Annotated in this window: 26 protein-coding genes; 12 read left to right on the top strand and 14 right to left on the bottom strand. The window is 57.8% G+C overall.

All coding sequences use genetic code 11. The features are described from left to right. Positions 1-93 precede the first annotated feature (93 nt). Together GOW04_RS05035 and infC are read left to right on the top strand one after the other, a co-directional pair. Complete coding sequence (locus GOW04_RS05035; RefSeq protein ID WP_171231718.1) at positions 94-927, top strand: ferredoxin--NADP reductase; 834 nt, start codon at positions 94-96, stop codon at positions 925-927. 158 nt (positions 928-1085) lie between these two features. After that, positions 1086-1634 carry a translation initiation factor IF-3 gene (gene infC, locus GOW04_RS05040; RefSeq protein ID WP_152457832.1) on the top strand — a complete coding sequence of 183 codons (549 nt, stop codon included), beginning with the start codon at positions 1086-1088 and terminating at the stop codon, positions 1632-1634. A gap of 57 nt (positions 1635-1691) precedes the next feature. Here the strand turns inward: infC and GOW04_RS05045 are convergent, their stop codons facing one another. From GOW04_RS05045 to GOW04_RS05055, 3 genes are read right to left on the bottom strand one after another with little or no spacing between them, the layout of a single operon-like run. Continuing rightward, the gene (locus GOW04_RS05045) at positions 1692-2105 is read right to left on the bottom strand and encodes a hypothetical protein (RefSeq protein ID WP_171231719.1); all 414 of its coding nucleotides are present in this window, start codon (positions 2103-2105) and stop codon (positions 1692-1694) included. Between the two features lie 54 nt (positions 2106-2159). After that, on the bottom strand, positions 2160-3476 hold the full coding sequence (locus tag GOW04_RS05050; RefSeq protein ID WP_152457830.1) for an aspartate aminotransferase family protein: 1317 nt from the start codon (positions 3474-3476) through the stop codon (positions 2160-2162). Continuing rightward, a complete protein-coding gene (locus GOW04_RS05055; protein ID WP_171231720.1) occupies positions 3473-4246 on the bottom strand; it encodes a 3-keto-5-aminohexanoate cleavage protein in 774 nt (257 codons plus the stop codon). Before GOW04_RS05055 ends, GOW04_RS05050 begins: the two co-directional genes overlap by 4 nt. An 88-nt stretch (positions 4247-4334) precedes the next feature. On the opposite strand from GOW04_RS05055, the gene GOW04_RS05060 reads away from it, so the two are divergent. Beyond that, positions 4335-5234 carry a MurR/RpiR family transcriptional regulator gene (locus GOW04_RS05060; protein ID WP_171231721.1) on the top strand — a complete coding sequence of 300 codons (900 nt, stop codon included), beginning with the start codon at positions 4335-4337 and terminating at the stop codon, positions 5232-5234. A gap of 65 nt (positions 5235-5299) precedes the next feature. On the opposite strand, the gene GOW04_RS05065 is transcribed toward GOW04_RS05060, so the two are convergent. Next, positions 5300-6301, bottom strand: a complete 1002-nt coding sequence (locus GOW04_RS05065) for a molybdopterin-binding protein (RefSeq protein WP_171231722.1) — start codon at positions 6299-6301, stop codon at positions 5300-5302. Beyond that, the gene (locus GOW04_RS05070) at positions 6298-7266 is read right to left on the bottom strand and encodes an XdhC family protein (protein ID WP_171231723.1); all 969 of its coding nucleotides are present in this window, start codon (positions 7264-7266) and stop codon (positions 6298-6300) included. The genes GOW04_RS05065 and GOW04_RS05070 overlap by 4 nt, the downstream gene beginning before the upstream one ends. A gap of 228 nt (positions 7267-7494) precedes the next feature. Between GOW04_RS05070 and GOW04_RS05075 the strand changes: the two genes are divergently transcribed. Beyond that, positions 7495-7995: a hypothetical protein gene (locus GOW04_RS05075; protein ID WP_152457825.1), complete on the top strand. Its 501-nt coding sequence runs from the start codon at positions 7495-7497 to the stop codon at positions 7993-7995. Positions 7996-7999: 4 nt separating this feature from the next. Here GOW04_RS05075 and GOW04_RS05080 read toward each other — a convergent pair whose 3' ends face one another. Further along, positions 8000-9259, bottom strand: a complete 1260-nt coding sequence (locus GOW04_RS05080) for a VWA domain-containing protein (protein WP_171231724.1) — start codon at positions 9257-9259, stop codon at positions 8000-8002. A 6-nt stretch (positions 9260-9265) separates the two neighbouring features. Next, a complete protein-coding gene (locus GOW04_RS05085) occupies positions 9266-10174 on the bottom strand; it encodes a MoxR family ATPase (protein WP_152457823.1) in 909 nt (302 codons plus the stop codon). A 162-nt stretch (positions 10175-10336) separates the two neighbouring features. Between GOW04_RS05085 and pyrC the strand changes: the two genes are divergently transcribed. After that, the gene (gene pyrC, locus GOW04_RS05090) at positions 10337-11374 is read left to right on the top strand and encodes a dihydroorotase (protein WP_171231725.1); all 1038 of its coding nucleotides are present in this window, start codon (positions 10337-10339) and stop codon (positions 11372-11374) included. Here the strand turns inward: pyrC and GOW04_RS05095 are convergent. Then, positions 11371-12663 (bottom strand): MmgE/PrpD family protein, encoded by a 1293-nt coding sequence (locus GOW04_RS05095; protein WP_171231726.1) that lies wholly within the window; start codon positions 12661-12663, stop codon positions 11371-11373. The two genes, pyrC and GOW04_RS05095, sit on opposite strands and share 4 nt — an antisense overlap. A 37-nt stretch (positions 12664-12700) precedes the next feature. Continuing rightward, positions 12701-13147: a type II toxin-antitoxin system RatA family toxin gene (locus GOW04_RS05100; RefSeq protein WP_171232045.1), complete on the bottom strand. Its 447-nt coding sequence runs from the start codon at positions 13145-13147 to the stop codon at positions 12701-12703. A 72-nt stretch (positions 13148-13219) separates the two neighbouring features. On the opposite strand from GOW04_RS05100, the gene hpt reads away from it, so the two are divergent. Together hpt and GOW04_RS05110 are read left to right on the top strand one after the other, a co-directional pair. Next, positions 13220-13762 (top strand): hypoxanthine phosphoribosyltransferase, encoded by a 543-nt coding sequence (gene hpt, locus GOW04_RS05105; protein WP_171231727.1) that lies wholly within the window; start codon positions 13220-13222, stop codon positions 13760-13762. Positions 13763-13917: 155 nt separating this feature from the next. Further along, on the top strand, positions 13918-14241 hold the full coding sequence (locus GOW04_RS05110) for a hypothetical protein (protein WP_171231728.1): 324 nt from the start codon (positions 13918-13920) through the stop codon (positions 14239-14241). 11 nt (positions 14242-14252) lie between these two features. Here GOW04_RS05110 and GOW04_RS05115 read toward each other — a convergent pair whose 3' ends face one another. Together GOW04_RS05115 and lipA are read right to left on the bottom strand one after the other, a co-directional pair. After that, on the bottom strand, positions 14253-15404 hold the full coding sequence (locus GOW04_RS05115; protein WP_171231729.1) for an amidohydrolase: 1152 nt from the start codon (positions 15402-15404) through the stop codon (positions 14253-14255). Next, positions 15401-16351 (bottom strand): lipoyl synthase, encoded by a 951-nt coding sequence (gene lipA, locus GOW04_RS05120; protein ID WP_152457817.1) that lies wholly within the window; start codon positions 16349-16351, stop codon positions 15401-15403. Before lipA ends, GOW04_RS05115 begins: the two co-directional genes overlap by 4 nt. 263 nt (positions 16352-16614) lie before the next feature. On the opposite strand from lipA, the gene GOW04_RS05125 reads away from it, so the two are divergent. Further along, positions 16615-17163, top strand: coding sequence for a peroxiredoxin (locus GOW04_RS05125; RefSeq protein WP_171231730.1), 549 nt, complete (start codon positions 16615-16617; stop codon positions 17161-17163). 48 nt (positions 17164-17211) lie between these two features. On the opposite strand, the gene GOW04_RS05130 is transcribed toward GOW04_RS05125, so the two are convergent. Continuing rightward, positions 17212-18291 (bottom strand): DUF6456 domain-containing protein, encoded by a 1080-nt coding sequence (locus GOW04_RS05130; RefSeq protein WP_152457815.1) that lies wholly within the window; start codon positions 18289-18291, stop codon positions 17212-17214. A 253-nt stretch (positions 18292-18544) separates the two neighbouring features. Here GOW04_RS05130 and GOW04_RS05135 point away from each other — a divergent pair, with 253 nt between their 5' ends. After that, complete coding sequence (locus GOW04_RS05135; RefSeq protein WP_256368233.1) at positions 18545-18832, top strand: DUF6477 family protein; 288 nt, start codon at positions 18545-18547, stop codon at positions 18830-18832. On the opposite strand, the gene GOW04_RS05140 is transcribed toward GOW04_RS05135, so the two are convergent. Further along, positions 18833-20377 carry a trimethylamine methyltransferase family protein gene (locus tag GOW04_RS05140; protein ID WP_171231732.1) on the bottom strand — a complete coding sequence of 515 codons (1545 nt, stop codon included), beginning with the start codon at positions 20375-20377 and terminating at the stop codon, positions 18833-18835. A gap of 123 nt (positions 20378-20500) precedes the next feature. Further along, positions 20501-20950 (bottom strand): GNAT family N-acetyltransferase, encoded by a 450-nt coding sequence (locus GOW04_RS05145; protein WP_171231733.1) that lies wholly within the window; start codon positions 20948-20950, stop codon positions 20501-20503. A gap of 93 nt (positions 20951-21043) precedes the next feature. On the opposite strand from GOW04_RS05145, the gene guaA reads away from it, so the two are divergent. From guaA to GOW04_RS05160, 3 genes are all read left to right on the top strand, one after another. Beyond that, positions 21044-22603 (top strand): glutamine-hydrolyzing GMP synthase, encoded by a 1560-nt coding sequence (guaA, locus tag GOW04_RS05150; RefSeq protein ID WP_171204660.1) that lies wholly within the window; start codon positions 21044-21046, stop codon positions 22601-22603. 204 nt (positions 22604-22807) lie between these two features. Next, positions 22808-23713, top strand: a complete 906-nt coding sequence (locus GOW04_RS05155) for a DMT family transporter (RefSeq protein WP_371808017.1) — start codon at positions 22808-22810, stop codon at positions 23711-23713. A 126-nt stretch (positions 23714-23839) separates the two neighbouring features. After that, positions 23840-25000, top strand: a complete 1161-nt coding sequence (locus GOW04_RS05160) for an OmpP1/FadL family transporter (RefSeq protein WP_171204659.1) — start codon at positions 23840-23842, stop codon at positions 24998-25000. The last annotated feature ends 42 nt before the right edge of the window (positions 25001-25042 follow it).

Genomic DNA, 25042 nt, shown 5'->3' on the forward strand with positions numbered 1-25042 from the left:
GCTTGAAACGCAAAGGGGGCAATCTGTCCCCTTTTCCTGACTTGGATCAAAGATTAAACGGAGATGTCGGTTTAGCAGACCGGCAGGTAAACGATGACAGAGATGAAGCCCGTGAGCGAAGCAACTGCCGTGAAGGCCCCGGTCCTGCCGGACGCGCAAACTGTAACCGAGGTCAAGCATTGGACCGACAGCCTGTTCTCTTTCAAGGTGACGCGCCCCGCCACGCTGCGTTTCCGCTCGGGCGAGTTCGTGATGATTGGTCTGCTGGGCGACAATGGCAAGCCATTGCTGCGCGCCTATTCAATCGCTTCGCCATCGTGGGACGATGAGCTGGAGTTCTATTCGATCAAGGTTCAGAACGGCCCGCTGACGTCGAAGCTTCAGCATATCAAGCCCGGCGACCAGATCATCCTGCGCCCCAAGCCGGTTGGCACGTTGGTGCATGACGCCCTGCTGCCGGGCAAACGCATCTGGTTCTTTGCCACCGGCACTGGCTTTGCCCCGTTTGCTTCGTTGTTGCGTGAACCGCAAACATATGAAGATTATGACGAGGTGATCATCACCCATACCTGCCGCGAAGTGGCCGAACTGGAATATGGCCGCCAATTGATCGACAGCATCCGTCAGGATGAAATGCTGGCCGAACTTATTGGCGAAGGCTTTGCTGACAAGATCCACTATTACCCGACAACCACGCGCGAAGAGAGCCCCAAGATGGGTCGGATCACCGACCTGCTGAAGGATGGCACCGTGTTCAGCGATCTGGGCATCGAAGGCGGAATCAAGCCCGAAACCGATCGCGCCATGGTCTGCGGTTCGCTGGCTTTCAACCTGGACATCAAGGAAATCCTTGAAGGTTTTGGTCTGCGCGAGGGCGCGAATTCCGAACCCAAAGAGTTCGTGATCGAAAAGGCCTTTGTCGGCTAAAGGCACCATGCGTTCGGAGCTTTGCAGCCCCGAACGCAAAAATCAGCGGACAAAACACTGTTTTTTCGCAACTGCCGGTGTTTATGCCGCTTGAAGTGTGGCCCGGCCCGGTTTAAATTCCGGGCTCGAAATTCTGCAATTATCAAAGGAATGAACCCATAGCTCGCAGACCTCACAACGCGCCGCCACAACGAGACACCGGCCCGCGCGTCAATGATAAGATCCGTGCCCCCGAAATTCGCCTGATTGGCGCCGAAGGTGAAAATGTCGGGGTGGTTCATCCCGCCAAAGCCATGCAGATGGCCGCCGATGCCGGTCTTGATCTGGTCGAAATTTCGCCCAATGCGAACCCACCGGTCTGCAAGATCATGGACTTCGGCAAATTCAAATACGAAACGCAGAAACGCGAAGCCGAAGCCCGCAAGAAGCAAAAGATCATCGAGGTGAAAGAGGTCAAGTTCCGACCCAACACTGACACGCATGACTATGACGTCAAGATGCGCAACGTCTTCAAGTTTCTGGAAAACGGCGACAAGGTCAAAGTTACCCTGCGTTTTCGCGGTCGCGAAATGGCACACCAGAACCTGGGCCGCGAATTGCTGGAGCGCGTTGCCGAGGACGTCAAGGACTTGGGCAAGATCGAAAACATGCCCAAGATGGAAGGCCGTCAGATGATCATGATGATCGGCCCGCTGCCGCAAAAATAATCCGGTCCAAAGATCGAAACGGTCCAAGCCCCTTCTCTCTTGAAGGGGCTTTTTTGCTCAGGGCGCTTGCCTGCTGCGCAACCAACGGGCCGCATCCCGGAAATCGAACACCAGCGAGGTGATATCGACGATCAGAAGCACCCGGAGAAAGCCGGCAAAGGCTGGGCTCAGGGAGTCTTCGGAAAACAGCAGAAGCGTCACGATGATGACCAACGGTACCCAGCACAGAATGTGCGGCAAGGCCATCGCACCGCTCATCCCGCGTGCACCCAACATGATAGGCACGTTCAGCGCCATGCCTGAAATTGCAAGCAATGCAATCAGGTGCCCCTGTGGCTGATCCAGAAATGCCAACGGAAGCAGGTTTACCGGTACCAAAACAACGGCTACCCAGACCTGCACCCACACAGGGAGCGTTCGGAAACTGCGCCAGATATCCAGCACCATGGACGTCGCCTTTTCCAATTCCATTGCCCACGACACATAGCAAACGTGTCGCAGGCAAACAGGGTGCTCACGGTATTGTCAGAGAACGGCTGAAAAAGAGCGTTCCAGTTTGGTGACAAGTTCGCCTATCTGCTCGTCATCTATGATGAATGGCGGCGCAAGAAGTATATGGTCTCCGTTCCGGCCATCCCGAGTGCCCGCCATGGGATAACAGATCAACCCTTCGGCCAGCGCCGCCTTCTTTATCTTTCCGGCAATACCCAACGACGGATCAAAGGGCGTCTTCGTCTCGCGATCCGCCACCAATTCCACACCCCGGAACAGGCCACGGCCACGCAAATCGCCCACGTTCGGGTGCTGTCCAAACGCGGCTTCCAGTGCGGAATGCAGTTTGCTGCCCATGCGTCCGGCGCGCGCCGGTAAATTACCCTCTGTCAGTTCACGGACCACCGCAAGAGCCGCGGCCGTAGCGACAGGATGGCCGACATAGGTATGCCCATGTTGGAAAAACCCTGATCCATCGCGAATTGCGCCATAGATTTCATCGGTGCACAGCATCGCCCCGATCGGTTGATATCCTGCGCCCAACCCTTTGGCGATGCAAAGAATATCCGGTGCAACACCGTCGTGATCACAGGCGAACAGATGACCGGTGCGCCCCATGCCGCACATCACCTCATCCAGAATCAGCAGCACGCCATATTGGTCGCAGATTTGCCGGATGCGTTTGAAATACCCCTCAACCGCCGGCACTGCGCCAAGCGTAGCACCGACAACCGGCTCGGCCATGAAAGCCATAACCGTTTCGGGACCAAGGCGCAGAATTTCCGCCTCCAGCTCGTTGGCGACGCGCTGACCGTAGTCAAAGCTGCTCTCACCCTCGGGCTTTTCGGCATATTCATAACAGGCCGAGATATGGGTCATTTCGATCAGCATCGGCGCGAATTGAGCCCGTCTCCAGGCGTTTCCCCCGGCAGACAAGGCCCCCAGAGTGTTGCCATGATAGCTTTGCTTGCGCGCGATCACGTGGCGGCGCTCGGGCTGCCCGATTTCCAGAAAATACTGGCGCGCCAATTTGATGGCCGCTTCGGTCGCCTCGGACCCGCCCGATACGAAATACACCCGGTCCAGATCCCCCGGCGCGTGGTGGATCAGCAGATCGGCCAATGCCTCGGCCGGTTCCGAGGTCATGAACCCGGTATGGGCAAATGCGATCTGTTCCACCTGCTGTTGCACGGCCCGGATCACTGCCGGGTTGGAATGCCCCAAACAAGACACGGCCGCATCGCCGCAATCCAGATATCGCTTGCCGTCGGCATCGATCAGGTAAGCGCCGTCGCCACCCGCCGCGACGGGAAGTTCAGATTTGGTGTGGCGTGGGAAAACATGACTCATGTTCCGGTCCTTCCAAGTGTTTCAACCAAAGCCGCGACCGAGGCCGCGTTGTCCGTCCAGAGCGTGCCATCCGGTGCCGTCAGGCTGTTTTCGAATCCAACACGCAAGTTACCGCCGCGCCGCGCGGTTTCGATAAGACAATCATGTTCCTGCGTCCCAAAGGCGCACACCATCCAATTGGCCGGGCTGGACGGAAACGCATCCAGATCCGCTGGCACGGATTGCTGATTCTGACTGTAGCGCCCCAACACAAGCAACCGGTCTGTCTGGTCCGGCTGGACGATACCTTTTGACTGCCAGTCTTCCAGCAGCTTCACATCTTCCAAGTCGTAGAGAATATGCTGAACCCGCGTGCCCTGAGCCGCACATAGCGCATAGACCCGAGGCGCAAGATCAAGGGCCCGCGCGATTTCCCGGACTGAAATCGAGGCCCATTCAGGCCGGACCCGTTGCAGGCAGTCAAACTGCGACGAGACATCGAACACGCCTGCTGCCTCGGTGGTGATCTGAACATCCATGCCCGGCACCACCCTTTTCAGTTCCGCGATTGTTTCGCGATACAATCCGGCATCCAGCGTGTGATGTCCGTCAGCATCCCGTACATGCAGGTGTATGCCATTCGCCCCGGCCTCGTGGCAGCCCCGCGCCGTTGCGACGATCTGGTCCGTCGTGACCGGCAAGGCCGGGTGATCCGCGCGGCCCCGCCGGGCGCCGTTCGGAGCAACCAGAACATATGGTTTTCCGATGGTTTTCACTGTGCTCTCGGTCATTGCGCCCTCGTGTTCGTCTGCCCTCAGCTAATAAGCTCAAGTTTCGTTTTCAATTTACCAAACGGAAAACATATGTTTTGTTTGCCGCATGACCCGCACTCTTACCGCCATCGTTACGCAAATGCGCCGCGAGATCGATGAAATGCCTGCGCAAATGCAGGTCGCCGTAAAGTACATCATCGATCATCCCGCCGAGTTCGCGTTGAATTCGATCCGAACCACCACCGATCGCATCGGCATCAGCTCGAACGTTCTGATCCGGCTGGCGCAACGCATGGGGTATGACAGCTTTGACGCTTTTCGGCGCCCATTTCGAAACGCTCTGACAACCGATGGTGAGGACAGGTTTGGGCAGGATTGGCTGGAACACCTGAAGGAACAAGGACAGTTTGGTGCGGCGCAGGCACGATTTGCGCAGAACGAAATAAATGTCGTGGCCAGATCGCTGCGCCTCATGGCCCCCCGGTTGACGCAACAGGCCGTCGCGCACATCAGATCGGCGCGTCGCTGTTATGTGACGGCCACACGATCCAGCCACGCGCTGGCCTATTACTTTCACTACGCCGCCCGTATGGCCCATCCCGGGCTTCAGCTGGTGCCCCGCCACATGGGTTCGGCCATCGATGATCTGGTCGAAGCCACCGCCGAGGATTGTCTGTTTGCCATCACGGTTCACCCCTATTCCGCCGACACGATTCAGGCGATGCGGTATGCTCGGGGCCGGTCGATGCGCATCGTCCTGTTGTCGGATAGCGAGGTCATCGCCCCGGGGGTTGAACCGGATGTCGTCCTGCCTGTCAGCACGCGAACCTTGCACCCGTTTTCCAGTTTTTCGGGGGCAATGGCCGTTCTTGAATGCCTGCTGGGCCATTTGTTTGACGCCGGCGGAGAGACCGCCAGAGAAAGAGTGGATGCCTATCAGAAAGCACGGGAAGACACCGGAGCGTATTGGCGACCCGGCGTATTGCCAAAGCTTAGAAAACCATAAGCCGGTTCGGTCAAAGCCTCTGGGGTCAACCTCAGAATTCAGCCCCGTTCAGGATCAGCGGCGGATCATTCTTTTCGTTTGGCGCGCGGCTGCGGTCTGGTCGGGATTTCCTTCAACAATCCTCCGACCCCCATTCCGGCAATATCCGATCCGGTCGTTTCGATCCCGCAGGCAACCCGTGACAGAACCCAATCCGCCCCGTTCAACGCCGGAGATCGTGCGCACCCGGGCAACCCGATCACCGGTCGATCCTGCATCGCACCCAGAAACAGCAGGTTTCCCGGATCAACCGGCATCCCGAACCGATCCACCCGCCCACCGGCAAACCGAACAGCAGACGGGGCAACATCGTCCGGGTCCGAGGTCGCGGATCCGGTCAGGATCATGAGCAGATCACCGGTCGTTCTGGTAACCGCCTTGGCCAGCGCATCCACGCGATGCGGCACGATCTGCACATCACACAAATCCAGACCCAGTGCTTCGGTCCGTCCGCGAATGGCGGCGATCCCCTTGTCGTTGGGCGGGCCGCCGGGGATATCCGTGACGATCAAACCTGCCGTCTTGTGAACGGGTCTTGCCAGGCGCACGGCCCCTTGCGCCAAATTGGCGGCCCGCCGAACATCAGCCTCTGGCACGGCATATGAGATGACCTTGATGGTGGCGACCATGCCATTCGGGCCCATCTGCTGGTATTGCGGAACCGTCGCAACCGTGATCATCGGGTTGACCTGATTGAACATTTCCAGCGCATCCACATCCAGAACCGCCACGCCCGGCCCGTCCGCCAACAGGTTGACCCGGCCGGTGAACGCGTCTGTCACGCGCAGATTGGCCGACGCCGCATCTGGTGCAAGAGCCGCGGCCAAACGACGTGCGGCCTCGTCTTCGTGACAATCGCCGGGTTCAAGGCGCGCAACGATCACTTCGCGGATGTCCGCCTGCGTCAACTGCGCCATATGCTCTGCTTGCAGTGACAGCCCCTTGCGCAGCTTTTGACCGTCAGCTGTCACCGAATGGGCCAGAATGGCGCCTTTTGCTTCGGAGACGGGTACCGGACCAAACCTCATGCCTTGCCTCGCAGAACGGCCGTCATCTGCGCCAGAATTGCAACGGCAATCTCGGATGGGCCGGCAGCCCCGATATCCAACCCGATTGGCCCATGAATCCTCGAGATTTGCTGTTGGCTGAAACCGGCTGCTTTCATACGCTCGACGCGTTTGGCGTGGGTACGTGTCGATCCCAATGCACCAATGTAAAACACGCCCGCATCCAGTGCAGCTTGCAACGCCGGATCATCCAGCTTTGGATCATGTGTCAGCAGGACAATTGCGGTGCGCGCATCCAACCCGAGTTTTGCAACGGCCTCATCCGGCCAATCCGTAAGGATCGTTTCCCCCGGAAAACGGGCGCTGGATGCAAACGCGTCGCGCGGGTCTATTATGGCCGGATCATACCCGGCAATTCGCGCCATCGGCACCAATGCCTGCGCGATATGCACCGCACCAACAACGATCAATCGCAGCGGCGGGTTGTGAACGGCCACAAAGGTCTGACCATCTTCTTCAAAACCAGACCGATCCACGCGCAGCCGTTCCGCATAGGCGTTACGACGCAAGGCTCTGTGCCCGGTATCGATATTGACTTCGTAAGCGATGGGTTCACGCGCTGCGCGGGCTGCAACCAGTTCCGCAAGCATCGGTTCAGGCAGCACCTTTCCAACGGGTTCGACAAGAACGCGAATGGTCCCGCCACAGGCCAGCCCGACCGCAAAGGCATCTTCGTCGCTCACCCCGAATTCCAGCAAGCGGGCTTCGCCTTCATCAATGGCCTCAAGCGCTTCGACGATCACCGCGCCTTCGACACAGCCGCCAGACACAGAACCTTCGATCCGGCCATCGCCGCCGATCACCAGCTGAGAACCCACCCGGCGTGGCGCGCTGCCCCAGGTTTCGACAACCGTGGCAAGCGCGGCGCCGCTGCCATTGCGGTGCCACTTCAATGCCGTTTCCGGGCTGTTGTCGAATCGTTCCATCAGGACCTCCAGACATCGTCTGCCTCCAACATAGGCAGGATTGGCGGGATGAAAAGCGCAACGCCCCTGTCAAAACGTCTATGTTGAGCCCTGCAAGCCGATGCTAAAGCCTAAACAATATTCAATAAATCATAGTATTGATTGTTATGGGCCCGGGTTTTAGCTTGTGCGGGCAGCGGGCCAGTTGCCCAAGCTGCATACCAAACACATTTTTTCGGAGACAAGCAGTTGAAACATTATCTTGCACTGGGCGCAGTGGTTGGCCTTTTGACTTCGACCGCAGCGTGGGCTGACACATTCGAACGTTATGGAGAGGTCGAGGGCTGGAAAGTCTTCATCGACAACGAAAAGAAATCCTGCCTGATCGAGGCCGTGGACGACGCGGAAAACGTCGTTCAGATGGGCCTGACCGAAGATCGCGGCGTGGGGTATGTGGGGGTATTCACCAAAGCTGATACCGACATCAAACGTGGCGAAACACAAGAAGTGGCCATCCTGATCGGGGACAACATCTATCTGGGTGAAGCCACAGGTATGAAAGGCAACATCACCAAGGGCTATTCCGGCGGCTATGTTCTGTCAGACAACCCTCAATTCGCGGATGATCTGGCCAAGAAAAAGGTCATGATCGTGTTCCCCGAGACATCCTATGCATTTACCGTCGATCTGACCGGCACCTACAAGGCCATGGAAATGGCCCGGAAGTGCAACGAAGAACAGTTGTCGTAACGGTCTAATCGGAAAGCGCGGCCATCAGCCGTGCTTTCTGCCCCTGGTCGTCAGGTTGTGAAATCACGGCGGCCAGATCCTCGAGCGAGGCAATCGAGTGCCCTGCCCTGAAACTGTCGACATGGGGCAGCATGGCCGCCACACCCTGCGCCTTGGGGGCAAACCCGTCCCAGCGCAGCAGAGGGTTCAGCCAGATCAGGCGTTTGGAGGACAGGTGCAGCCGCTCGATCTCTTTCTCGAGGCTCTCCGGGTCACCCCGTTCCAAACCGTCGGTGATCAAAAGAACAACCGCACCTTGCCCCATGACACGTCTTGACCAATCTCTGTTGAACTGATGCAGACAGTCGCCGATGCGTGTGCCCCCTTCCCAGTCCTGTGCCTCGGCCCCCGCAGCGGCGAGCGCTGCGTCGGCATCTCGATGATGCAAGTGGCGGGTTATGTTGGTCAGGCGCGTGCCGAACGTGAAGGCATGAACCTTGGCCCAACCCGCCCCCTTGGCGTTCGAGACCGTGTGCAGGAAATGCAGAATGACTCGGCTGTATTGGCTCATCGAGCCCGAGATATCGCAAAGCGCAACTAGATTTGGCCATCGCAGTTTGGGTTGCAGCCGGGCGATATCACGCAATTCGCCCCCTTGCCGCATGGCTGCGCGCAAGGTGCGGGCACGATCGATACGGTGCCCCAGATGGCTGGCCTGTCCGCGGCGCGATTCAATGGGTTTGACCGGCAGGGTCATCCGCGCCAATACGCGCTTGGCTTGCGCGATTTCTGCGGTGTTCATCTGTTCGAAGTCCAGGTTGCGAAGACGCTCTTCGGACGATGCCGTTTGCGTGGCGTCAATCTCGATTTCGGTTTCGCCTTCGTCTTGCGCAGCCGGCTGGGGCGCGTCACGTTCGACACCATCCAGCAGGGCCTCGGCTGCGCGCTTTTCCCCGGCATCCGCCTTGCGCTCCTCTTGCACGCCCCGAATGGCAGGAAGCATCATGGCCATCATGTGTTCCATGTATCGCGGGTCGCGCCAGTACATTCGGAAGACCTGCGCAAACACCGTGCGATGTTCGGGGCGGTTCACGAAACAGGCGTGCAGCGTCCAGTAGAAATCCCGTTTCTGGGTAAAACCCGCGGCTTGTACCGCACGAATTGCATCGATCACCCGCCCCGGACCAATAGGCAGCCCCGCCTTCCGCAGCGCGCGGGCAAAATGGGTGATGTTCTGCGCCAGCTTCGGGTTGTCGGGAATCTCCAGCGGGATTTGCTCGGCCATAGCGCGTCAGGCCGGTTCAAGCGTCGCTTTGGCCTCATCCAGAATGCGCTTGGCCTCAGACCCTTGCAGCTTCTGGATGTCGTCCTGATATTTCAGAATCGCCCCCAGCGTGTCACCGATCACCTCGGGGCTAAGGTTCATCACGTCCAGCGCCAGCAGACATTTGGCCCAGTCAATGGTTTCGGCCACGCCGGGTTTCTTGAACAGGTCCTCGGTGCGCAGACGCTGAACGAAAGCCACGACTTCGCGGCTGAGCGCATCGGCGGCCTCGGGCGCGCGCGCGTGCAGAATTTCGATCTCGCGTTCGAAATCGGGATAATCGACCCAGTGATACAGGCAGCGACGCTTGAGCGCATCGTGCACTTCGCGGGTCCGGTTCGACGTGACAATCACAATGGGTGGTTGGGGTGCTGCAACGGTGCCCAGTTCAGGGATCGTGACCTGAAAATCACTGAGAGCTTCCAGCAGAAAGGCTTCGAACGGTTCATCGGTCCGGTCCAGTTCGTCGATCAGAAGAACCGGCGCACCATTTTCGTCGGGGCGCATTGCTTGCAGCAAAGGGCGTTCGATCAGGTATTCATCCGAAAACAGTTCCGCCTGCAACGCGCCCCGGTCGGCCCCGCCCGAAGCTTCGGCCGTTCGGATCGCAACCATCTGCGCCGGAAAGTTCCATTCGTAAACGGCCGAGGACGCGTCCAGACCTTCGTAGCACTGCAACCGGATCAAACGGCGGTTCAGACCGGATGCCAGCGCCTTGGCGATTTCCGTCTTTCCAACTCCGGCTTCGCCTTCCAGAAACAACGGGCGTCCAAGCTTGAGCGACAGGAATACAACCGTGGCAAGGGCCCGCCCGCAGACATAGCCCTGACGTCCCAGCATCTGCTGCACGGCATCGATGGAATTTGGCTGCGTCATGGAAATCCTCTCTACTTCGCGGACAAACAGGTCACGCAAGCGCCTTTGCGTCAAGGCCCCAGCCCCTGTCAGAGCTACGACGTTCCGGTTGGTTGACAAGTTTTTTCGGCAACTCGTTCCGGGCTGGTTGGTCTTTCGGGGCAGCTATGCTAGCGGAAGGCCATGACTGATACCCTCACGATCCGCCGCCCCGACGATTGGCATCTGCATCTGCGCGATGGCGCCATGTTGCAGGCCGTTCTGCCCGAAACTGCACGTCATTTCGCCCGTGCGATCATTATGCCGAACCTCGTGCCGCCGGTCGTGCGCGGGGATCAGGCCGCCGCTTACCGCGACAGAATCCTGGCCGCCCTGCCCGAAGGCATGGTGTTCGAGCCACTGATGACCCTGTACCTGACCGAGGATACAGATGCGCAGGACGTCGCCGCCGCCCATGCCAGCGGGCTGATAAAAGCGGTCAAGCTGTACCCCGCAGGGGCCACGACCAATTCGGCCTCGGGCGTGCGTGACTTTGACAAAGTGCGCCCGGTTCTGGAGAAAATGGCCGAGATCGGCCTGCCCATGTGTGTCCATGGCGAAGTGACCGACGCCGAGATCGACATCTTTGACCGCGAGGCCGTGTTCATCGACCGCGTTCTGGACCCGATCCGAAAATCGACGCCGGGCCTGCGCGTGGTGATGGAACATATAACCACGTCCAATGGCGTGGACTATGTCAAAGCCAACGAAACGGATCTGGGCGCGACGATCACCGCGCACCACCTGATCATCAACCGCAACCATATTCTGGTGGGCGGGATCAAACCGCATTACTATTGCCTTCCGGTCGCCAAGCGCGAGGAACATCGCCTGGCCCTGCTGGCTGCCGCAACGTCGGGCGACACGAGGTTCTTCCTGGGCACGGACAGCGCTCCGCACACGGATGCAAACAAGGAAATGGCCTGCGGCTGTGCGGGGTGTTTCACCGCGACGAATACCATGTCTCTGGTTGCCGAGATGTTCGACAGCGAAGGAGCGCTGGACAAGCTCGAGGCGTTCGTCTCGCTCAACGGGCCGGGCTTTTACCGCCTGCCTGTGAACGAAGAGACGATGACCCTGACCAAAGGCGAGCCGGTTGCATACCCGTCAAAGATCGACACGGGCGATGGACCTGTCACGGTGTTCGACCCGGGCTTTCCACTGCACTGGAGCGTGGCTTAACCCGCCATACGTTCGGCCAGATCACGGGCGCGACCGCCGGTGCGCAGCATCGACCAGATCGCGTCCGCCTCATCCGTTCCGATCAGCTTCGACGCTTTGGCGCGCACACGATCCTCGCGGTCAGACAGCGACATTGGGGTCAGCAGGTCATGCGTCGCCTCGCGGCGGATACCGTCGCGACGCAGCAAGGCCAGATGCGCCTGCGTTTCCGACAGGTTTTCATCTGCTTCGACCGTGATGCGATCTTGCAGAGACTTAATCCGCGGGTCCGCGCAGACCTTGTCGGTATAGCTGTCCGGCAAAGCCGTATCATGCCCCAGCGCCTGCATCGCGATGACCGTCCGGTAAGAGAACTTGGCCCCCAGCCCGGTTGTGGGCGACAACTGATTGCAAACACTCATCCAACGCGGATGGGTTTTGATTTTGATCTCGGCCACTTCGGGTTCCGCGATGTCCAGCGCGCGCGCCGCCTCCAACGCCGCGTGCAGGCCGTGACAACAGGCGTGGAACTTGTGGCTTACCGTTTCGAACAACCATTCATCGCCCAAACCATCCAGCGCGCCTTGATCCGCTGCACCCTGATGTGTCGCGCCAAATCCATACGTGCCTTCCAGCGCGTCGGCGTTGGGTTGAAATCCACGCTGAACAAGCACAGCCGCCTCGACCCCTGCCGAAGCGGCAAGCCCGGCATTGTAAGGCTTGCCCATTGTTCCGAACTGGGCCTTCAGCCCGGCCGCGCGCGTTGCCGTCAAACCCAATACGGACCGCATCTGAACCTTGTCGAATCCAAGCAACCGCCCCACGGCGACAGCGGCCCCGAATGCACCGGATGTCGCTGTCTGGTGGAACCCGGCCTGATAATGCCCCCTGCCCAGCCACAGGCCGACACGGATTGACGTTTCCATACCGACCAGCGCGGCTTCGAGCAGATCGACCAGAATGCCGTCATCCCACTCGGCCACGGCAAGGGTCGCAGGCAGGATGGCGACTGACGGATGCCCGATATGCGCGAAATGCGTGTCATCGTAATCCAGCGCGTGGGATATCGTTCCATTCACCAAAGCTGCGCCGCGCAATGGGGCCGCGCCCCCTCCGAACAGATGGGCCTGAGCGTTCCCGCCCTCGGCCAGAACCATATCGCGTACTATGCAGGATACCGGCTCGGACGCCCCTGCACGACCAACCGCCATCCAATCCAGAACGGACAGCGACGTGACAATCCGCGCCTGAGCCGTCGTTGAAACCGGGCCCGCCGCGAAGGTGGCCAATGCTGCTGTGAAATCCGTCATGAGCGCAGTCTAGCGTGCGCCCTTGCCGCGTAAAGACCTAGCCGTAGAGTTCTTTCGCACGCGCCTCGAATGCGCGGACGATCCGCTGCATGGCTTCGTTGAACACAACGCCGATGATCCCCTGAAGGATGGCGTTCTTGAATTCGAAATCCACATGGAACGAGATGTTGCACCCCCCGTCGGGCGCGTCCTCGAACTGCCAGTCGGATTTCATGTATTTGAAAGGCCCGTCCAGATACTCGGTATCGATCTTCTTCTGATCTGCAAACAGGGTCACCCGGCTGCCGAACCGTTCGCGGAACACCTTGAACGAGATGACCAGATCCGCCTCCATCACCTCGGCCTCACCAACCGCATAGGTCTTGCGGATCCGGGCCGCGGCGCACCAGGGCAGAAACTTTGGGTAGCTGCCCACATCCGCAACAAGATCATACATCTGCTGGGCTGTGTATGGCAGGTGGCGGGTTTCCGAATGGATTGGCATGATGTCCGGTATTTGCAGGTGACAATGGCGCGTCATGTCGTATGTTGCGCGCCAAAGATCAAGGGGGCTGCGATGACTAACCGCGCATATGTGATAGATGAGATGATCTCGGCCAAGGCCATCGCGGCGCGGATCGAAGAGTTATGCCGCGAAATTACGGATGAGTTCGGCGATACCGACAAGCTTGTCGTCGTGGGATTGCTGCGCGGCAGTTTCGTTTTCATCGCCGATCTGGTGCGGGAACTGGACCTGCCGATCGAAGTGGATTTCCTTGAGGCATCCTCGTATGGCGATTCGATGGAGAGCAGCCGGGAAGTGCGCATTCTCAAGGACTTGCGCGGCGCGATCGAAGGCCGCGACGTGCTGGTGGTCGAAGATATCGTTGACACCGGGCACACACTGAACCACGTCACCAACCTGCTGCGCAGCCGCAAGCCGAAACGGCTCAAGTCGATTGCCCTGCTCGACAAACCCAGCCGTCGCGAAGTTGATTTCCGGTCAGACTGGATAGGCTTTGAAATTCCGGATGAATTCGTCGTGGGTTACGGGATCGATTACGCTCAGCGCAACCGCAACCTGCCGTTTATCGGCAAAGTCCGGTTCACCAAGGACTAGCCGCACTTTACCCAGGGCAATTTGAGTGGCTACCCAGCGCCCCAAATTCAAAAAACCCGAATAACAATCGACAAACTTATTCGCGCGCCCTTACTCTTTCTGTCAGCTCGGGAGGACTATGGATGAAGCGTGTAGTTGCGACAGCTGCTGTCGTTATGGCGATCGTGGCACTTGCAAGTTCGGGTGCTGCAAAAGACAACAAGGGCAAAGGGCAAGGTGCCAATAAAAACAAGGTAGAGAAATCCATCAAGTCAAACGGCAAAGCCGTACCGCCCGGTCAAATCAAAAGATACACGCGTGGGCAGAAGCTGCCGGGTGATCTGAGTTTTGACTATATCGACGATCTCGACAACTGGAAGCTCAAGCCTTTGGGACCCGGCCAGCGCTATATCCGGGTGGATGATGAAATACTCTCGATATCTGATGATACGAAGACAGTTATAGAAGCCGTTGGAATCGTTGGCGATCTGGTCAAATAAGAGGATCGAGACTAGCAGGTTTTGCCAAGCACGACGTCAATCGCGCTCAGGAAAATCCCGGTTCCAATCGGAATAAGCGCATCCGGGAAATCATAATCCGGGTTGTGCAGTTGCGGATGGTCCTGCCCCGCCCCCAACCAGAACATGGCCGCCTGCGCGCCTTTGCCGAATTGGCCGAAGTCTTCGGAAAAACGCTGTGGCTGATCGACCAACCTGCACGCGACGCCCCGATCGGCACAGGCTTTGGCCAAAACCGAAACGGTTTCTCGGTCATTGACGCAGGCTTCGAACACCTCGTCATAGCTGATTTCGAACGCCAGCCCCTCGGCCTTCGCCGTGTTTTTGACCAGAGTTTCGGCCTCGGCCATCAGGCTTTCCATCCGCGCGTCCGAAACCGTACGCAGGGTCACCCACAATTCGGCCCGCCCCGGTGCGACACCGACTGTACGCTCGCCCAGCGTGGCGTGGGTGACCGTGGTCAAAGCGTAGGTGTCATCCAAGTCGCCACCCGCCCCCAATCTGGCCAATGCCGGCATCAACGTCGACAATGCACCTGCCGGTGACACGCCGTCCTGAGGGGCGGCTGCGTGTGAGGTTTTGCCCGTCAGAACGATTTGCATCCCGCGCGAGGCACAGTTCGCGGGACCTTCACACAGTTCCACCGCGCCCAGCTCCAGCCCCGGCAAATTATGCAGAGACAGCACGATGTCAGGGGCAACCTCAGCGAACTGAGGATCGGCCCGATATGCAATCGCACCATGTCCGGTTTCCTCGGCGGGTTGGAAGATCAGAACCACGCGGCCAGATTTTGGGCGCTGTTCCTTCAACGCCTCCGCCACCCCGAGAACCATCACCATGTGGCCATCATGGCCGCACAGATGCCCCTTGCCTGCAATCCGAGATGTATATTCCAGATCCGAGAGTTCCTGAATTGGCAGCCCATCCAGTTCGCATCGAATTCCAACTGTGGGGCCGGGAACACCGCTTTCGTAAACGGCCGCAACACCGTGCCCGCCGATGCCGCACAGAACCCTGTCCGCACCCGCTTGGCGCAAAAGATCCGCAACCCGCGTTGCGGTATGCTCCTCTTGCCCCGAAAGCTCCGGCTGTTGGTGAAACTCGTGGCGCAGGCGGATGAGCTGCGCGATCCGCTCGGGTGTCACGCTTGCTGTAGCTTTGCTTGCCGGGCCGCGCGAAGCCGGGCGAAATCGTCGCCCGCGTGGTACGAAGACCGGGTCAGAGGCGTTGCGGATACCATCAGGAACCCCTTGCCATAGGCCGCTTTTTCGTAAGATGCGAATTCTTCCGGGGTTACGAACCGATCCACTCCGTGATGTTTCGGAGTCGGTTGCAGATACTGGCCGATGGTCAGGAAATCGATATCCGCCGCGCGCATGTCATCCATGACCTGACGCACTTGCTGTTCGTTTTCGCCCAACCCGACCATGATGCCCGATTTGGTGAAGATCGACGGATCAAGTTCTTTCACCCGCTGTAGCAGGCGCAGGGAATGAAAGTACCGCGCACCCGGGCGCACTTCGGGGTAGAGACCCGGTACCGTTTCCAGATTGTGGTTGAACACATCCGGCTTCGCTTCGACCACAGTTTCAAGGACAGTGTTGTCGCATTTCAGGAAGTCCGGCGTCAGAATCTCGATCGTGGTTTTCGGAGAACGATGACGTACCGCGCGGATTGTCTGCGCAAAGTGCTCGGCCCCTCCGTCTTGCAGGTCGTCACGGTCCACCGAGGTGATCACCACGTGGTTCAGGCCAAGTTTTTCGACCGCATGGGCCACGCGACCGGGTTCAAATGCGTCAAGATCGTCGGGGCGACCGGTTGCAATGTTGCAGAAGGTGCAGCCGCGCGTACAAATCTCGCCCATGATCATCATGGTGGCATGACCTTGGCTCCAGCATTCTCCTACGTTGGGGCACCCCGCTTCTTCGCAGACCGTCACCAGATTGTTGTCGCGCATGATCCGCCGCGTATCCGCATAGCCCTTGCCACCGGGTGCCTTGACCCTGATCCAGTTCGGCTTTTTGGGCTGTGCATTGTCCGGACGATGGGCTTTTTCCGGGTGGCGCTCTTCGGGGATCTTCAGATCTCGCACGGTCGTTTTCCTGACTTTGGGTCAACTCTTGTTGCTCATAACATAGTCAGAAGCGCGGTGTTAGACCAGCGGCGCATAGCCGCTATGCGTTGTACCCTCGCAAGCGCAGAAATACATCATGCGCGTATTCGTATTTGCAATTTAATTTCAATATCTAGCAAGACGTTGGCCTTATTCGCAATCGCAGCGTTTACGCGATTGAATGCGGTTTAGAACTGTTTTAATTCACACCAAAATCATATGTGAATCACAGGAGTTTGACTATGAAAACCGGCGCAAAACTGCCCGACGTGACCTTTCACACCCGTGTCCGTGACGATTCCATCGAAGGACCAAACCCATTCCGTTGGGAAGACAAGACGACAGCTGACTATTTCGCCGGTAAGCGCGTGATCCTGTTCTCATTGCCGGGTGCGTTCACCCCGACCTGTTCGACTTATCAGCTGCCTGGGTTTGAGAACGGCTATGCCGATTTCAAAGCCATGGGAATCGACGAAATTTACTGCATGTCCGTCAACGACAGTTTCGTGATGAACAAATGGGCCCAGGATCAGGAGCTGAAGAACGTGAAAGTCATCCCCGACGGATCGGGGGAGTTCACCCGGAAAATGGGCATGTTGGTCGACAAGGACAACGTGGGATTCGGAATGCGCTCGTGGCGCTATGCGGCCATCGTCAATGATGGCGTTGTCGAGGCGTGGTTCGAAGAGCCCGGCCTGATGGATAACTGCCCAGAAGATCCCTATGGCATGTCCTCGCCGGAAAACCTGATGAAACACCTGAAGGCGTCAGCAGAACCTGAAATGGCCTAAGCCGCAAATCCAAAGAAAAGGCCCGTATACACCGGGCCTTTTTTCTGTTCAGCCGATCATCCGATCTCGTTCCGCCTGTTCCTGATAATGCCGTTTCAGCCGTTGCAGGGCGATCCGCAGGACGATTTTGCCGGACCGCGCTGACCAACCCATTCGCTTTTCCGCCAGCTCCAACCCTTCCAGATAGCAACAGCATCGCAACGCAACATCACTCAGACCTGGCCCCAGGTCGGACAAGGCACGTGCAACGCGGTCCTTCGCATCAGAAGCCCCCTTTCCCCCATGGCTTTCACTGTCAAAGCTGCTTCGACCACCTGTCGTCAGAAAACGATCCCAGTTCTGCGAAACCTGAGGGCCGATCTGTGCCAGCTCAAAATCTTCGCGCAAGCGCTCGCCGGCGCTGACGAGGGAGTCATCCAGAAACGGTTTTCCGTCACGATCCCGTCTGCGCGACAATGCAATCAGCGGGCTTTCCGCAGCACTGTACCGAATGCGTTTGACCCGCTCGGCGGACCCGCCCGAAGGCTTGCCCTGAAAGCTACTCTGAGCTTCGGCAAAACCAAAGTCAGTCCCGGCACGTGCCTTGTTTTCTGCCTTGGCGATCAAATGGCTTAGCGCCGTTCGTCCCGCTGCGGATATCCGATATCGCGAAATGCGTCCGGGATTGTCGCAGGTGATCCAGTCTTTCAAAGCCAGGGCCTGCGCGATCCTGCATTCTACGACAGCGGTTCTTGTAGCCCCGGCATTGCCGGTGTCGCGTACGACAACCGCCTTGTCCATTTCCTCGGCCACGGCAAGGACCGAACCCGTCTCGCTCAGGCGGCGCAACACACGCAGTGCCTCATTTTCAAATTCTTCTTCAGCCGCGTTTTCTGACCCGCTTGCCGGGCCGTCTGCGCACTCCGAAGCTGAAAAATGTGTCTCTGCGAGCGATTGCAAGGCCGCATCCACCAGTGGATCGTCGCGGCGCATTTCGATGCGTCGAATTTGCCTGAGGATAGTTGACGCATGGCACCCGGCTGATCGCGCGATATCGCGGATCGAGCGACCGGTCTCGGTATGAGCAAGGTATCTTTGCGCCCCTTCTGGAACCCATGCCGGAATGGTGAAAGCCATGTTGTTTTCCATAATTATTTGCCCTCGTCGACAAAACAAACTGCCACTTTTCGCCCTCGGAATGTGGGTTAACCAAATCTAACTAGAGGTCCATTCGTTACTCGTTCGTTAACCACACAAGGCAAGAACCAGATTTGATTCAAAAAGATAAACAGTCGTGAAACCATCGTTCGGGGAGACTCTGACCAAGGCAACACCCGCTTAAGTTGTGCAAAAACAGGATCCATCAATTTCCGAAAAAGGGACACGTAACATGCAGGACCTGATGACAATGATCGCAACCCTCCGCCGCCCACGCATGTTGGCGCGTGCTGCCAGATTCGGGGCGCGGGATTACAATCGGGACAGGCATCTGCAACGCATTCTGGGATACGGCTCGCTGCCCGGTTCAGGTCAGGCGCTGCTGCGTTTGCTCGAGATGGAGAAAGATGTAAATGAACTGCGAAAAGAAGATGATGCCGCCTACTCATTGGTGCGGCATCTGGATCTGCTTATTGCGCTGTTGGGTGAGGCGCAGCTGTATCAGGCCAGCCGCGCCCCGGTTCTTCAATAATCAGGCGAAAGCATCCGGCATGGAGGCCTTTTTCTCGGCGATATAGGCTTCCAGCGCCGCCGCGGTATCCGGGTCCATCTGTGGTTGCTGATAATTGGCCAGCAAATGTTCTACTCGCGCCGTGGCCAAAGCCCGCGTGTCACGCGCACCCTCTTCCTGCCAGGTTTCATATGGCTTGTAGTCCAGCACTTCGGATTTCCAGAAGGATTCCTTGAAGTTGGCCTGCGTATGGGCACAGCCGAGATAGTGACCACCCGGCCCTACTTCGCGGATTGCGTCCATGGCCTGCGCGTTTTCATCATAGGCCACGCCCTTGGCCAGTGAATGCAGCACGCCCAACTGATCCGCATCCATGACGAACTTCTCGAAATCGGCGACCAGACCGCCTTCCAGCCAGCCGCAGGAATGCAGCATGAAATTCACGCCCGAAAGCAGACCCATGTTCAGCGAATTCGCAGTTTCGTAGGCCGCCTGCGCGTCCGGCAGTTTCGAGCCGCAGAACGACCCTGCCGAGCGGTATGGCAGGTTCAGACGACGCGCCAGCTGGCCTGCACCATACGTGATATGCGCGGCTTCTGGTGTGCCGAAGGTGGGTGCGCCCGAGTTCATATCGATCGACGTCACGAACGCGCCGAAAATCGCGGGGGCACCCGGGCGGATGATCTGGCTGTAGGCAACACCGGCCATGACCTCGGCCAGAACCTGGGTCAAAGTACCGGCCACCGAGACCGGCGCCATCGCTCCGCCCACGATGAAGGGCGAGATGATGCAGGCCTGATTGTTGCGCGCATAAACCTCCAACGACCCCATCATCACATCGTCGAATGTCATCGGCGAGTTGATGTTGGTCAGCGAGGTCATCACGGTGTTTTCCTGCACGAACTCCTTGCCGAACAGGATTTCGCACATTTCAACCGAATCCTGTGCCCGGCTGGGATCGGTCACCGAGCCCATGAAAGGTTTGTCCGACAGGGTCATATGCGCCTTCAACATGTCCAGATGGCGCTTGTTCACCGGAATGTCGGTCGGCTCGCACACCGTACCGCCCGAGTGGTGCAACCACTTGGACATGTAGGCAAGTTTCACGAACTTGTTGAAATCGTCCATGGTTGCATAGCGTCGACCACCCTGTGTATCACGCACGAACGGAGGACCGTATACCGGGGCCAGAACCATGTTGCGGCCACCGATCACAACCGATTTTTCGGGGTTGCGGGCGTGCTGGGTAAACTGGCTGGGAGCTGTCTTGATCAGTTCACGCGCCAGACCACGCGGAATGCGCACACGCTCACCGTCAATATCTGCGCCCGCGTCACGCCACCGTTCCAAAGCTGCTGGATTGTCGACAAAGTTGACGCCGATTTCTTCCAACACGGTTTCAGCGTTGTTTTCGATAATCTCAAGCGCCTCTTCGTTGAGGATCTCGAAATTCGGAATGTTGCGTTCGATGTATTTCGCAGTCTCGATACGAACTGCGGTACGCTCGGCACGGCGGGCAGCGCCACCGCCACCTCTCGCCCTGCGCCGGGTGTTTGCCTCTGCCATGAGAAAATCCCGTCTGATTGGTTAGATTGAGCGTTTTGATACAGGTTTGCCGGAACTCAAGCATAGGGATTGCGGCGCTCTGGGGGGAAAAGCGACATCGCCGCCCCACCAAGAAGCTACCGGTCAGTCAGGATCAGCCGCCAACGCTTTCTCCATGGTAAGGCCGCTGCCCGCCTGATCCGACACTTTCCAGCCCATGTGCCGATACATCGCAATCGTGTCTTTCATCATTTTATGAGTTCGCAACTTCAACTTGGACAGATTCCGCGCCTGTGCTTCTTCTTCGGCGAACTGCATCAATTGCCGCGCAACCCCCTGCCCTTGGGCTTCGGGCGCAACCGCAAGGTTGAACACCATGATTGCGTCGTCAACCTGGTCAAAAACGATGACCCCGACGATACCGCCGGATATCGCAAGCACGACGCGGTGTGTCTTGATGTCATCCGCGATTCCGACAGTCACGTCCGGCAGATCTTCGATCCGGCTCATTGCATCTGCATAAGCACTTTCCAGGCACCGCGTTACCTTATCCGCATCCGCCACATCAGCCGTTCTGAACTCGATCTTTGACATGGCACCTGATCTTTCCACCGGTTTGACTCAGCTTTTGTACCAAATGACGCCATACCGCTTGCACATGCAAGGCTTGCAACTTATGAGCCGGTTATGACCCAGACATCCCACGACCGCCTTCTGATCATCGACTTCGGCAGCCAGGTTACGCAGCTTATCGCCCGCCGCCTGCGCGAGCTGAATGTCTATTGTGAAATTCACCCTTACCAGAATGTCACGATGGATTTCGTGCGGGAAATGGCGCCGCGCGCCGTGATTTTCTCGGGCGGTCCGGACAGCGTAACGCGCGAGGGCTCGCCCCGCGCCCCGCAAGAGATTTTTGATTACGGCGTTCCGATTCTGGGCATCTGCTATGGTCAGCAGGTGATGATGCATCAGCTTGGCGGCAAGGTCGAAAGCGGCCATGGCACAGCCGAGTTTGGTCGGGCATTTGTTACACCCAAAGACAAATTGGATATCCTGGAAGGCTGGTTCGCGGACGGCGATGAACAAGTCTGGATGAGCCATGGCGACCATGTCAGTGAAATCGCACCGGGGTTCGAGGTATTCGGAACCTCACCCAACGCACCTTATGCGATCACGGCCGATCCATCGCGGCACTTCTACGCCGTGCAGTTTCACCCCGAGGTGCACCATACGCCAAAGGGCGCGAAATTGTATGAAAACTTCGTTAAGCTGGCCGGGTTCAAAGGCGACTGGACCATGGGCGCCTATCGCGAAGAGATGATCCGCAAGATCCGCGAACAAGTCGGAGACAAAAAGGTCATTTGCGGATTGTCCGGTGGCGTTGACAGCTCGGTTGCCGCGATCCTTATTCACGAAGCAATCGGGGATCAGCTGACTTGCGTCTTTGTCGACCATGGGCTGCTGCGCAAGAATGAAGCCGAAGAAGTCGTTGGCATGTTCCGGGACAACTACAACATTCAGTTGATCCACGCCGACGAATCCGAGTTGTTCCTTGGCGAACTGGAAGGTCAGAGCGACCCCGAGACCAAACGCAAAATCATCGGAAAACTGTTCATCGATGTGTTCCAGAAACACGCCGATACCATCGACGGCGCCGAATTCCTGGCTCAGGGCACTCTCTATCCCGATGTGATCGAATCGGTGTCGTTCTCGGGCGGGCCTTCTGTAACGATCAAGTCCCACCATAACGTGGGTGGCCTGCCGGAAAAGATGGGCTTGAAACTGGTCGAACCGCTGCGCGAATTGTTCAAAGACGAAGTCCGTGCCTTGGGTCGCGAGCTTGGTCTGCCGCAGAGCTTCATCGGGCGCCACCCCTTCCCCGGTCCGGGTCTGGCCATTCGCTGCCCCGGCGAGATCACCCGCGAAAAGCTGGAGATTCTGCGCGAGGCCGACGCGATCTACATCGATCAGATCCGCAAACACGGGCTTTATGATGACATCTGGCAGGCTTTCGTCGCCATCCTTCCCGTCCGCACCGTCGGCGTGATGGGTGACGGGCGCACCTATGACTATGCCTGTGCGTTGCGGGCCGTCACCTCGGTCGATGGGATGACGGCGGATTACTATCCGTTTAGCCATGAGTTCCTTGGCGAAACGGCGACCCGGATCATCAACGAGGTCAAAGGCATCAACCGGTGCACATATGACGTCACCTCGAAACCCCCCGGAACCATCGAGTGGGAATGATCCGGTAAAACGCAACCTCGGTCGACGCCAAAACGACCCGATCCCGGGAAATCTGCCCTAGTCGTGCCTGAAAAAGCCGGGCACAGCCTTGAACCTGACGCTTCATAAGCGTTTCAATGATTCAACGAATTCAATCTTATTGATCGCGTAGCGAAAGCCCCGATATCGAGGCCGTGACCGCGCGGCCAGGCCGGGGTGCGGTACGTGAATCAGACACAAAAAAACACATTCAAGGCCGCCTTGTGGATGACCGGAGCCATCGCGTCCTTCTCCTCGATGGCGGTTGCCGGTCGCGAATTGAGCCTCGTGCACGACACCTTCGAGATCATGATGTATCGAAGCCTCGTCGGGTTTCTTGTTGTCGCCCTCGTACTCACGGCCACAGGAGGTTGGATTCAGGTTTCCACGCAACGCCTGGGGTTGCACGCCCTGCGAAACACCCTGCATTTCACAGGGCAGAATCTTTGGTTCTATGCGGTCGCTGTTGCGCCTCTGGCGCAGGTATTCGCGCTGGAATTCACACAGCCGCTTTGGGTGATCCTGCTGTCGCCGCTGCTGCTGAACGAACGTCTGACGCCCCTCAAAATAACGGCAGCACTTATCGGTTTTGCTGGTGTTCTGATTGTCACGCGCCCAAGCAGTGCGCCTTTAAGCCCTGGCCTTGCTACCGCAGCCGCGTCTGCGATTTTCTTCGCATTTACAACGATTACAACAAAAAACCTCACTCGTTTTGCCAGCATCGGGTGCATCGTTTTCTGGCTTACTTCCATGCAGGCGGTGCTTGGGGCCATCGCAGCCGGTTTTGATGGGCAGATTGCCTTGCCCACGGCGCAAACCGCTCCGTTTTTGGTTCTGGTCGGTCTGGCGGGGCTGCTGGCACATTTCTGCATTACCAACGCGCTGGCGATCGCCCCGGCGACAGTTGTGATCCCATTTGATTTTGCGAGGCTTCCCACCATCGCTGTGGTCGGAATGATCCTGTACCACGAACCCATTGACCATTGGGTTCTGATCGGTGCGGCGATCATCTTTTCAGGAATATTCCTGAATATCTGGTCTGAAAGCCGTAACAGTTTAGCAACAGTTGAAAACAGTAGTCGCAATACGTAACGCACCGTCACCAGTTGACCTTAAAGTAACCAAAAAGAGAGTATCGCTCATCATACACGGGATAGGCGTTCGTAACACTCAGCCAAACGCCATTGAAACCCGCCTGAGATTGTTAGGGAGGACAGAATGAAAAAAACACTACTCGCGACCTGCGCTTTGTGTGTTGGAGCGACGGCAGGATACGCAGGCGGCCTGGATCGAAGTGGTCAGGGCATCAACCTGATCTTCGAAGAAGGGTCAGCAGTCCAGTTCCGGTTGGGATACACCAACCCCAGCGTAACGGGCACCATGCCTGCTTTGGCTGGACCAAACATCGGGCAGCCGGTCGATTCCGGAGAAGTTGCGAACGACTTTTTCACACCGCATCTGGGTTATAAAACGTCACTGACCGAAAAGCTCGATTTCGCGATCATGTATGACCAGCCCTTTGGGGCCGACATTGAATACGCAAACACCTACCCTCTTTCGATCAACCCTATTCCGGGTGGTCGTACCGATGTTTTGAGGGCTACAGCAGACACGGACGCCATTACGGCATTGCTGCGTTACAAATTCGATGGCGGGTTCAGCGCAATCGGCGGTATTCGAGCACAGCGTGTGAAGGCTTCTGTCACTGTCCCGCTTGCAGCAGGGTACCAGGTTGACACCAATGCCGACACTGCATTCGGCTACGTTATCGGGGTTGCATGGGAGAAACCGGAAATCGCAGCACGTGTGTCACTGACATACAACTCCAAGATCAGCCACGATCTATCGCAAACAGAATCTCTGAACCCACCACCGTTCCCTCCGATTCCACCCGGGACCGTGGCCACCTTCAACACAAACAGCGAAATTGAGACGCCCCAGTCGATCAACCTAGACTTTCAGACGGGCGTCGCGCCTAAAACGCTGTTGTTTGGTTCTGTTCGTTGGGTCGACTGGCCACAGCTGGTGTACAACCCGCCAAACTACCCGCCGACCAGCAACCTTGTTGACTACGACGATGCGACCTTCACCTATTCGTTGGGCTTGGGGTATCAATTCTCGGAAGAGTTCAGCGGTGCTGTAACACTAGGCTATGAGTCTTCTCAGGGTACTCCTGTATCCAACCTCGGCCCGACTGACGGGTTCTGGAGCATTGGTCTGGGCGGAACATATTCGTTGGAGAATGCCAAAATTTCCGGTGGCGTACGCTACACTGACATCGGTGATGCAACGGCAGATGGCGCCTTTGGGCAAACAGCCACCTTCAGCGGCAACAGCGCCTGGAGTGTTGGGTTTCAGATCACTTACGCTCTGAACTAAATCCAAGGTGTTTTCATCTTAGGCTCCGCTGTTTCAGCGGGG

The sequence above is a fragment of the Ruegeria sp. HKCCA4812 genome (assembly GCF_013034245.1).
Taxonomy (GTDB): domain Bacteria; phylum Pseudomonadota; class Alphaproteobacteria; order Rhodobacterales; family Rhodobacteraceae; genus Ruegeria.

What these genes read in the sequence shown, in the direction of transcription:
- hpt (WP_171231727.1), top strand. Translation starts at nt 13,220, where the DNA reads ATGACTAACCGCGCATATGTGATAGATGAGATGATCTCGGCCAAGGCC.
- GOW04_RS05140 (WP_171231732.1), bottom strand. Translation starts at nt 20,377, where the DNA reads ATGGCAGAGGCAAACACCCGGCGCAGGGCGAGAGGTGGCGGTGGCGCT.
- GOW04_RS05055 (WP_171231720.1), bottom strand. Translation starts at nt 4,246, where the DNA reads ATGACCGAGAGCACAGTGAAAACCATCGGAAAACCATATGTTCTGGTT.
- GOW04_RS05080 (WP_171231724.1), bottom strand. Translation starts at nt 9,259, where the DNA reads ATGGCCGAGCAAATCCCGCTGGAGATTCCCGACAACCCGAAGCTGGCG.
- GOW04_RS05160 (WP_171204659.1), top strand. Translation starts at nt 23,840, where the DNA reads ATGAAAAAAACACTACTCGCGACCTGCGCTTTGTGTGTTGGAGCGACG.
- GOW04_RS05095 (WP_171231726.1), bottom strand. Translation starts at nt 12,663, where the DNA reads ATGACGGATTTCACAGCAGCATTGGCCACCTTCGCGGCGGGCCCGGTT.
- GOW04_RS05070 (WP_171231723.1), bottom strand. Translation starts at nt 7,266, where the DNA reads ATGGAACGATTCGACAACAGCCCGGAAACGGCATTGAAGTGGCACCGC.
- GOW04_RS05045 (WP_171231719.1), bottom strand. Translation starts at nt 2,105, where the DNA reads ATGGAATTGGAAAAGGCGACGTCCATGGTGCTGGATATCTGGCGCAGT.
- GOW04_RS05130 (WP_152457815.1), bottom strand. Translation starts at nt 18,291, where the DNA reads ATGGAAAACAACATGGCTTTCACCATTCCGGCATGGGTTCCAGAAGGG.
- GOW04_RS05125 (WP_171231730.1), top strand. Translation starts at nt 16,615, where the DNA reads ATGAAAACCGGCGCAAAACTGCCCGACGTGACCTTTCACACCCGTGTC.
- GOW04_RS05100 (WP_171232045.1), bottom strand. Translation starts at nt 13,147, where the DNA reads ATGCCAATCCATTCGGAAACCCGCCACCTGCCATACACAGCCCAGCAG.
- GOW04_RS05135 (WP_256368233.1), top strand. Translation starts at nt 18,545, where the DNA reads ATGACAATGATCGCAACCCTCCGCCGCCCACGCATGTTGGCGCGTGCT.
- pyrC (WP_171231725.1), top strand. Translation starts at nt 10,337, where the DNA reads ATGACTGATACCCTCACGATCCGCCGCCCCGACGATTGGCATCTGCAT.
- GOW04_RS05060 (WP_171231721.1), top strand. Translation starts at nt 4,335, where the DNA reads ATGACCCGCACTCTTACCGCCATCGTTACGCAAATGCGCCGCGAGATC.
- guaA (WP_171204660.1), top strand. Translation starts at nt 21,044, where the DNA reads ATGACCCAGACATCCCACGACCGCCTTCTGATCATCGACTTCGGCAGC.
- GOW04_RS05035 (WP_171231718.1), top strand. Translation starts at nt 94, where the DNA reads ATGACAGAGATGAAGCCCGTGAGCGAAGCAACTGCCGTGAAGGCCCCG.
- GOW04_RS05085 (WP_152457823.1), bottom strand. Translation starts at nt 10,174, where the DNA reads ATGACGCAGCCAAATTCCATCGATGCCGTGCAGCAGATGCTGGGACGT.
- GOW04_RS05110 (WP_171231728.1), top strand. Translation starts at nt 13,918, where the DNA reads ATGGCGATCGTGGCACTTGCAAGTTCGGGTGCTGCAAAAGACAACAAG.
- GOW04_RS05145 (WP_171231733.1), bottom strand. Translation starts at nt 20,950, where the DNA reads ATGTCAAAGATCGAGTTCAGAACGGCTGATGTGGCGGATGCGGATAAG.
- GOW04_RS05065 (WP_171231722.1), bottom strand. Translation starts at nt 6,301, where the DNA reads ATGAGGTTTGGTCCGGTACCCGTCTCCGAAGCAAAAGGCGCCATTCTG.
- GOW04_RS05050 (WP_152457830.1), bottom strand. Translation starts at nt 3,476, where the DNA reads ATGAGTCATGTTTTCCCACGCCACACCAAATCTGAACTTCCCGTCGCG.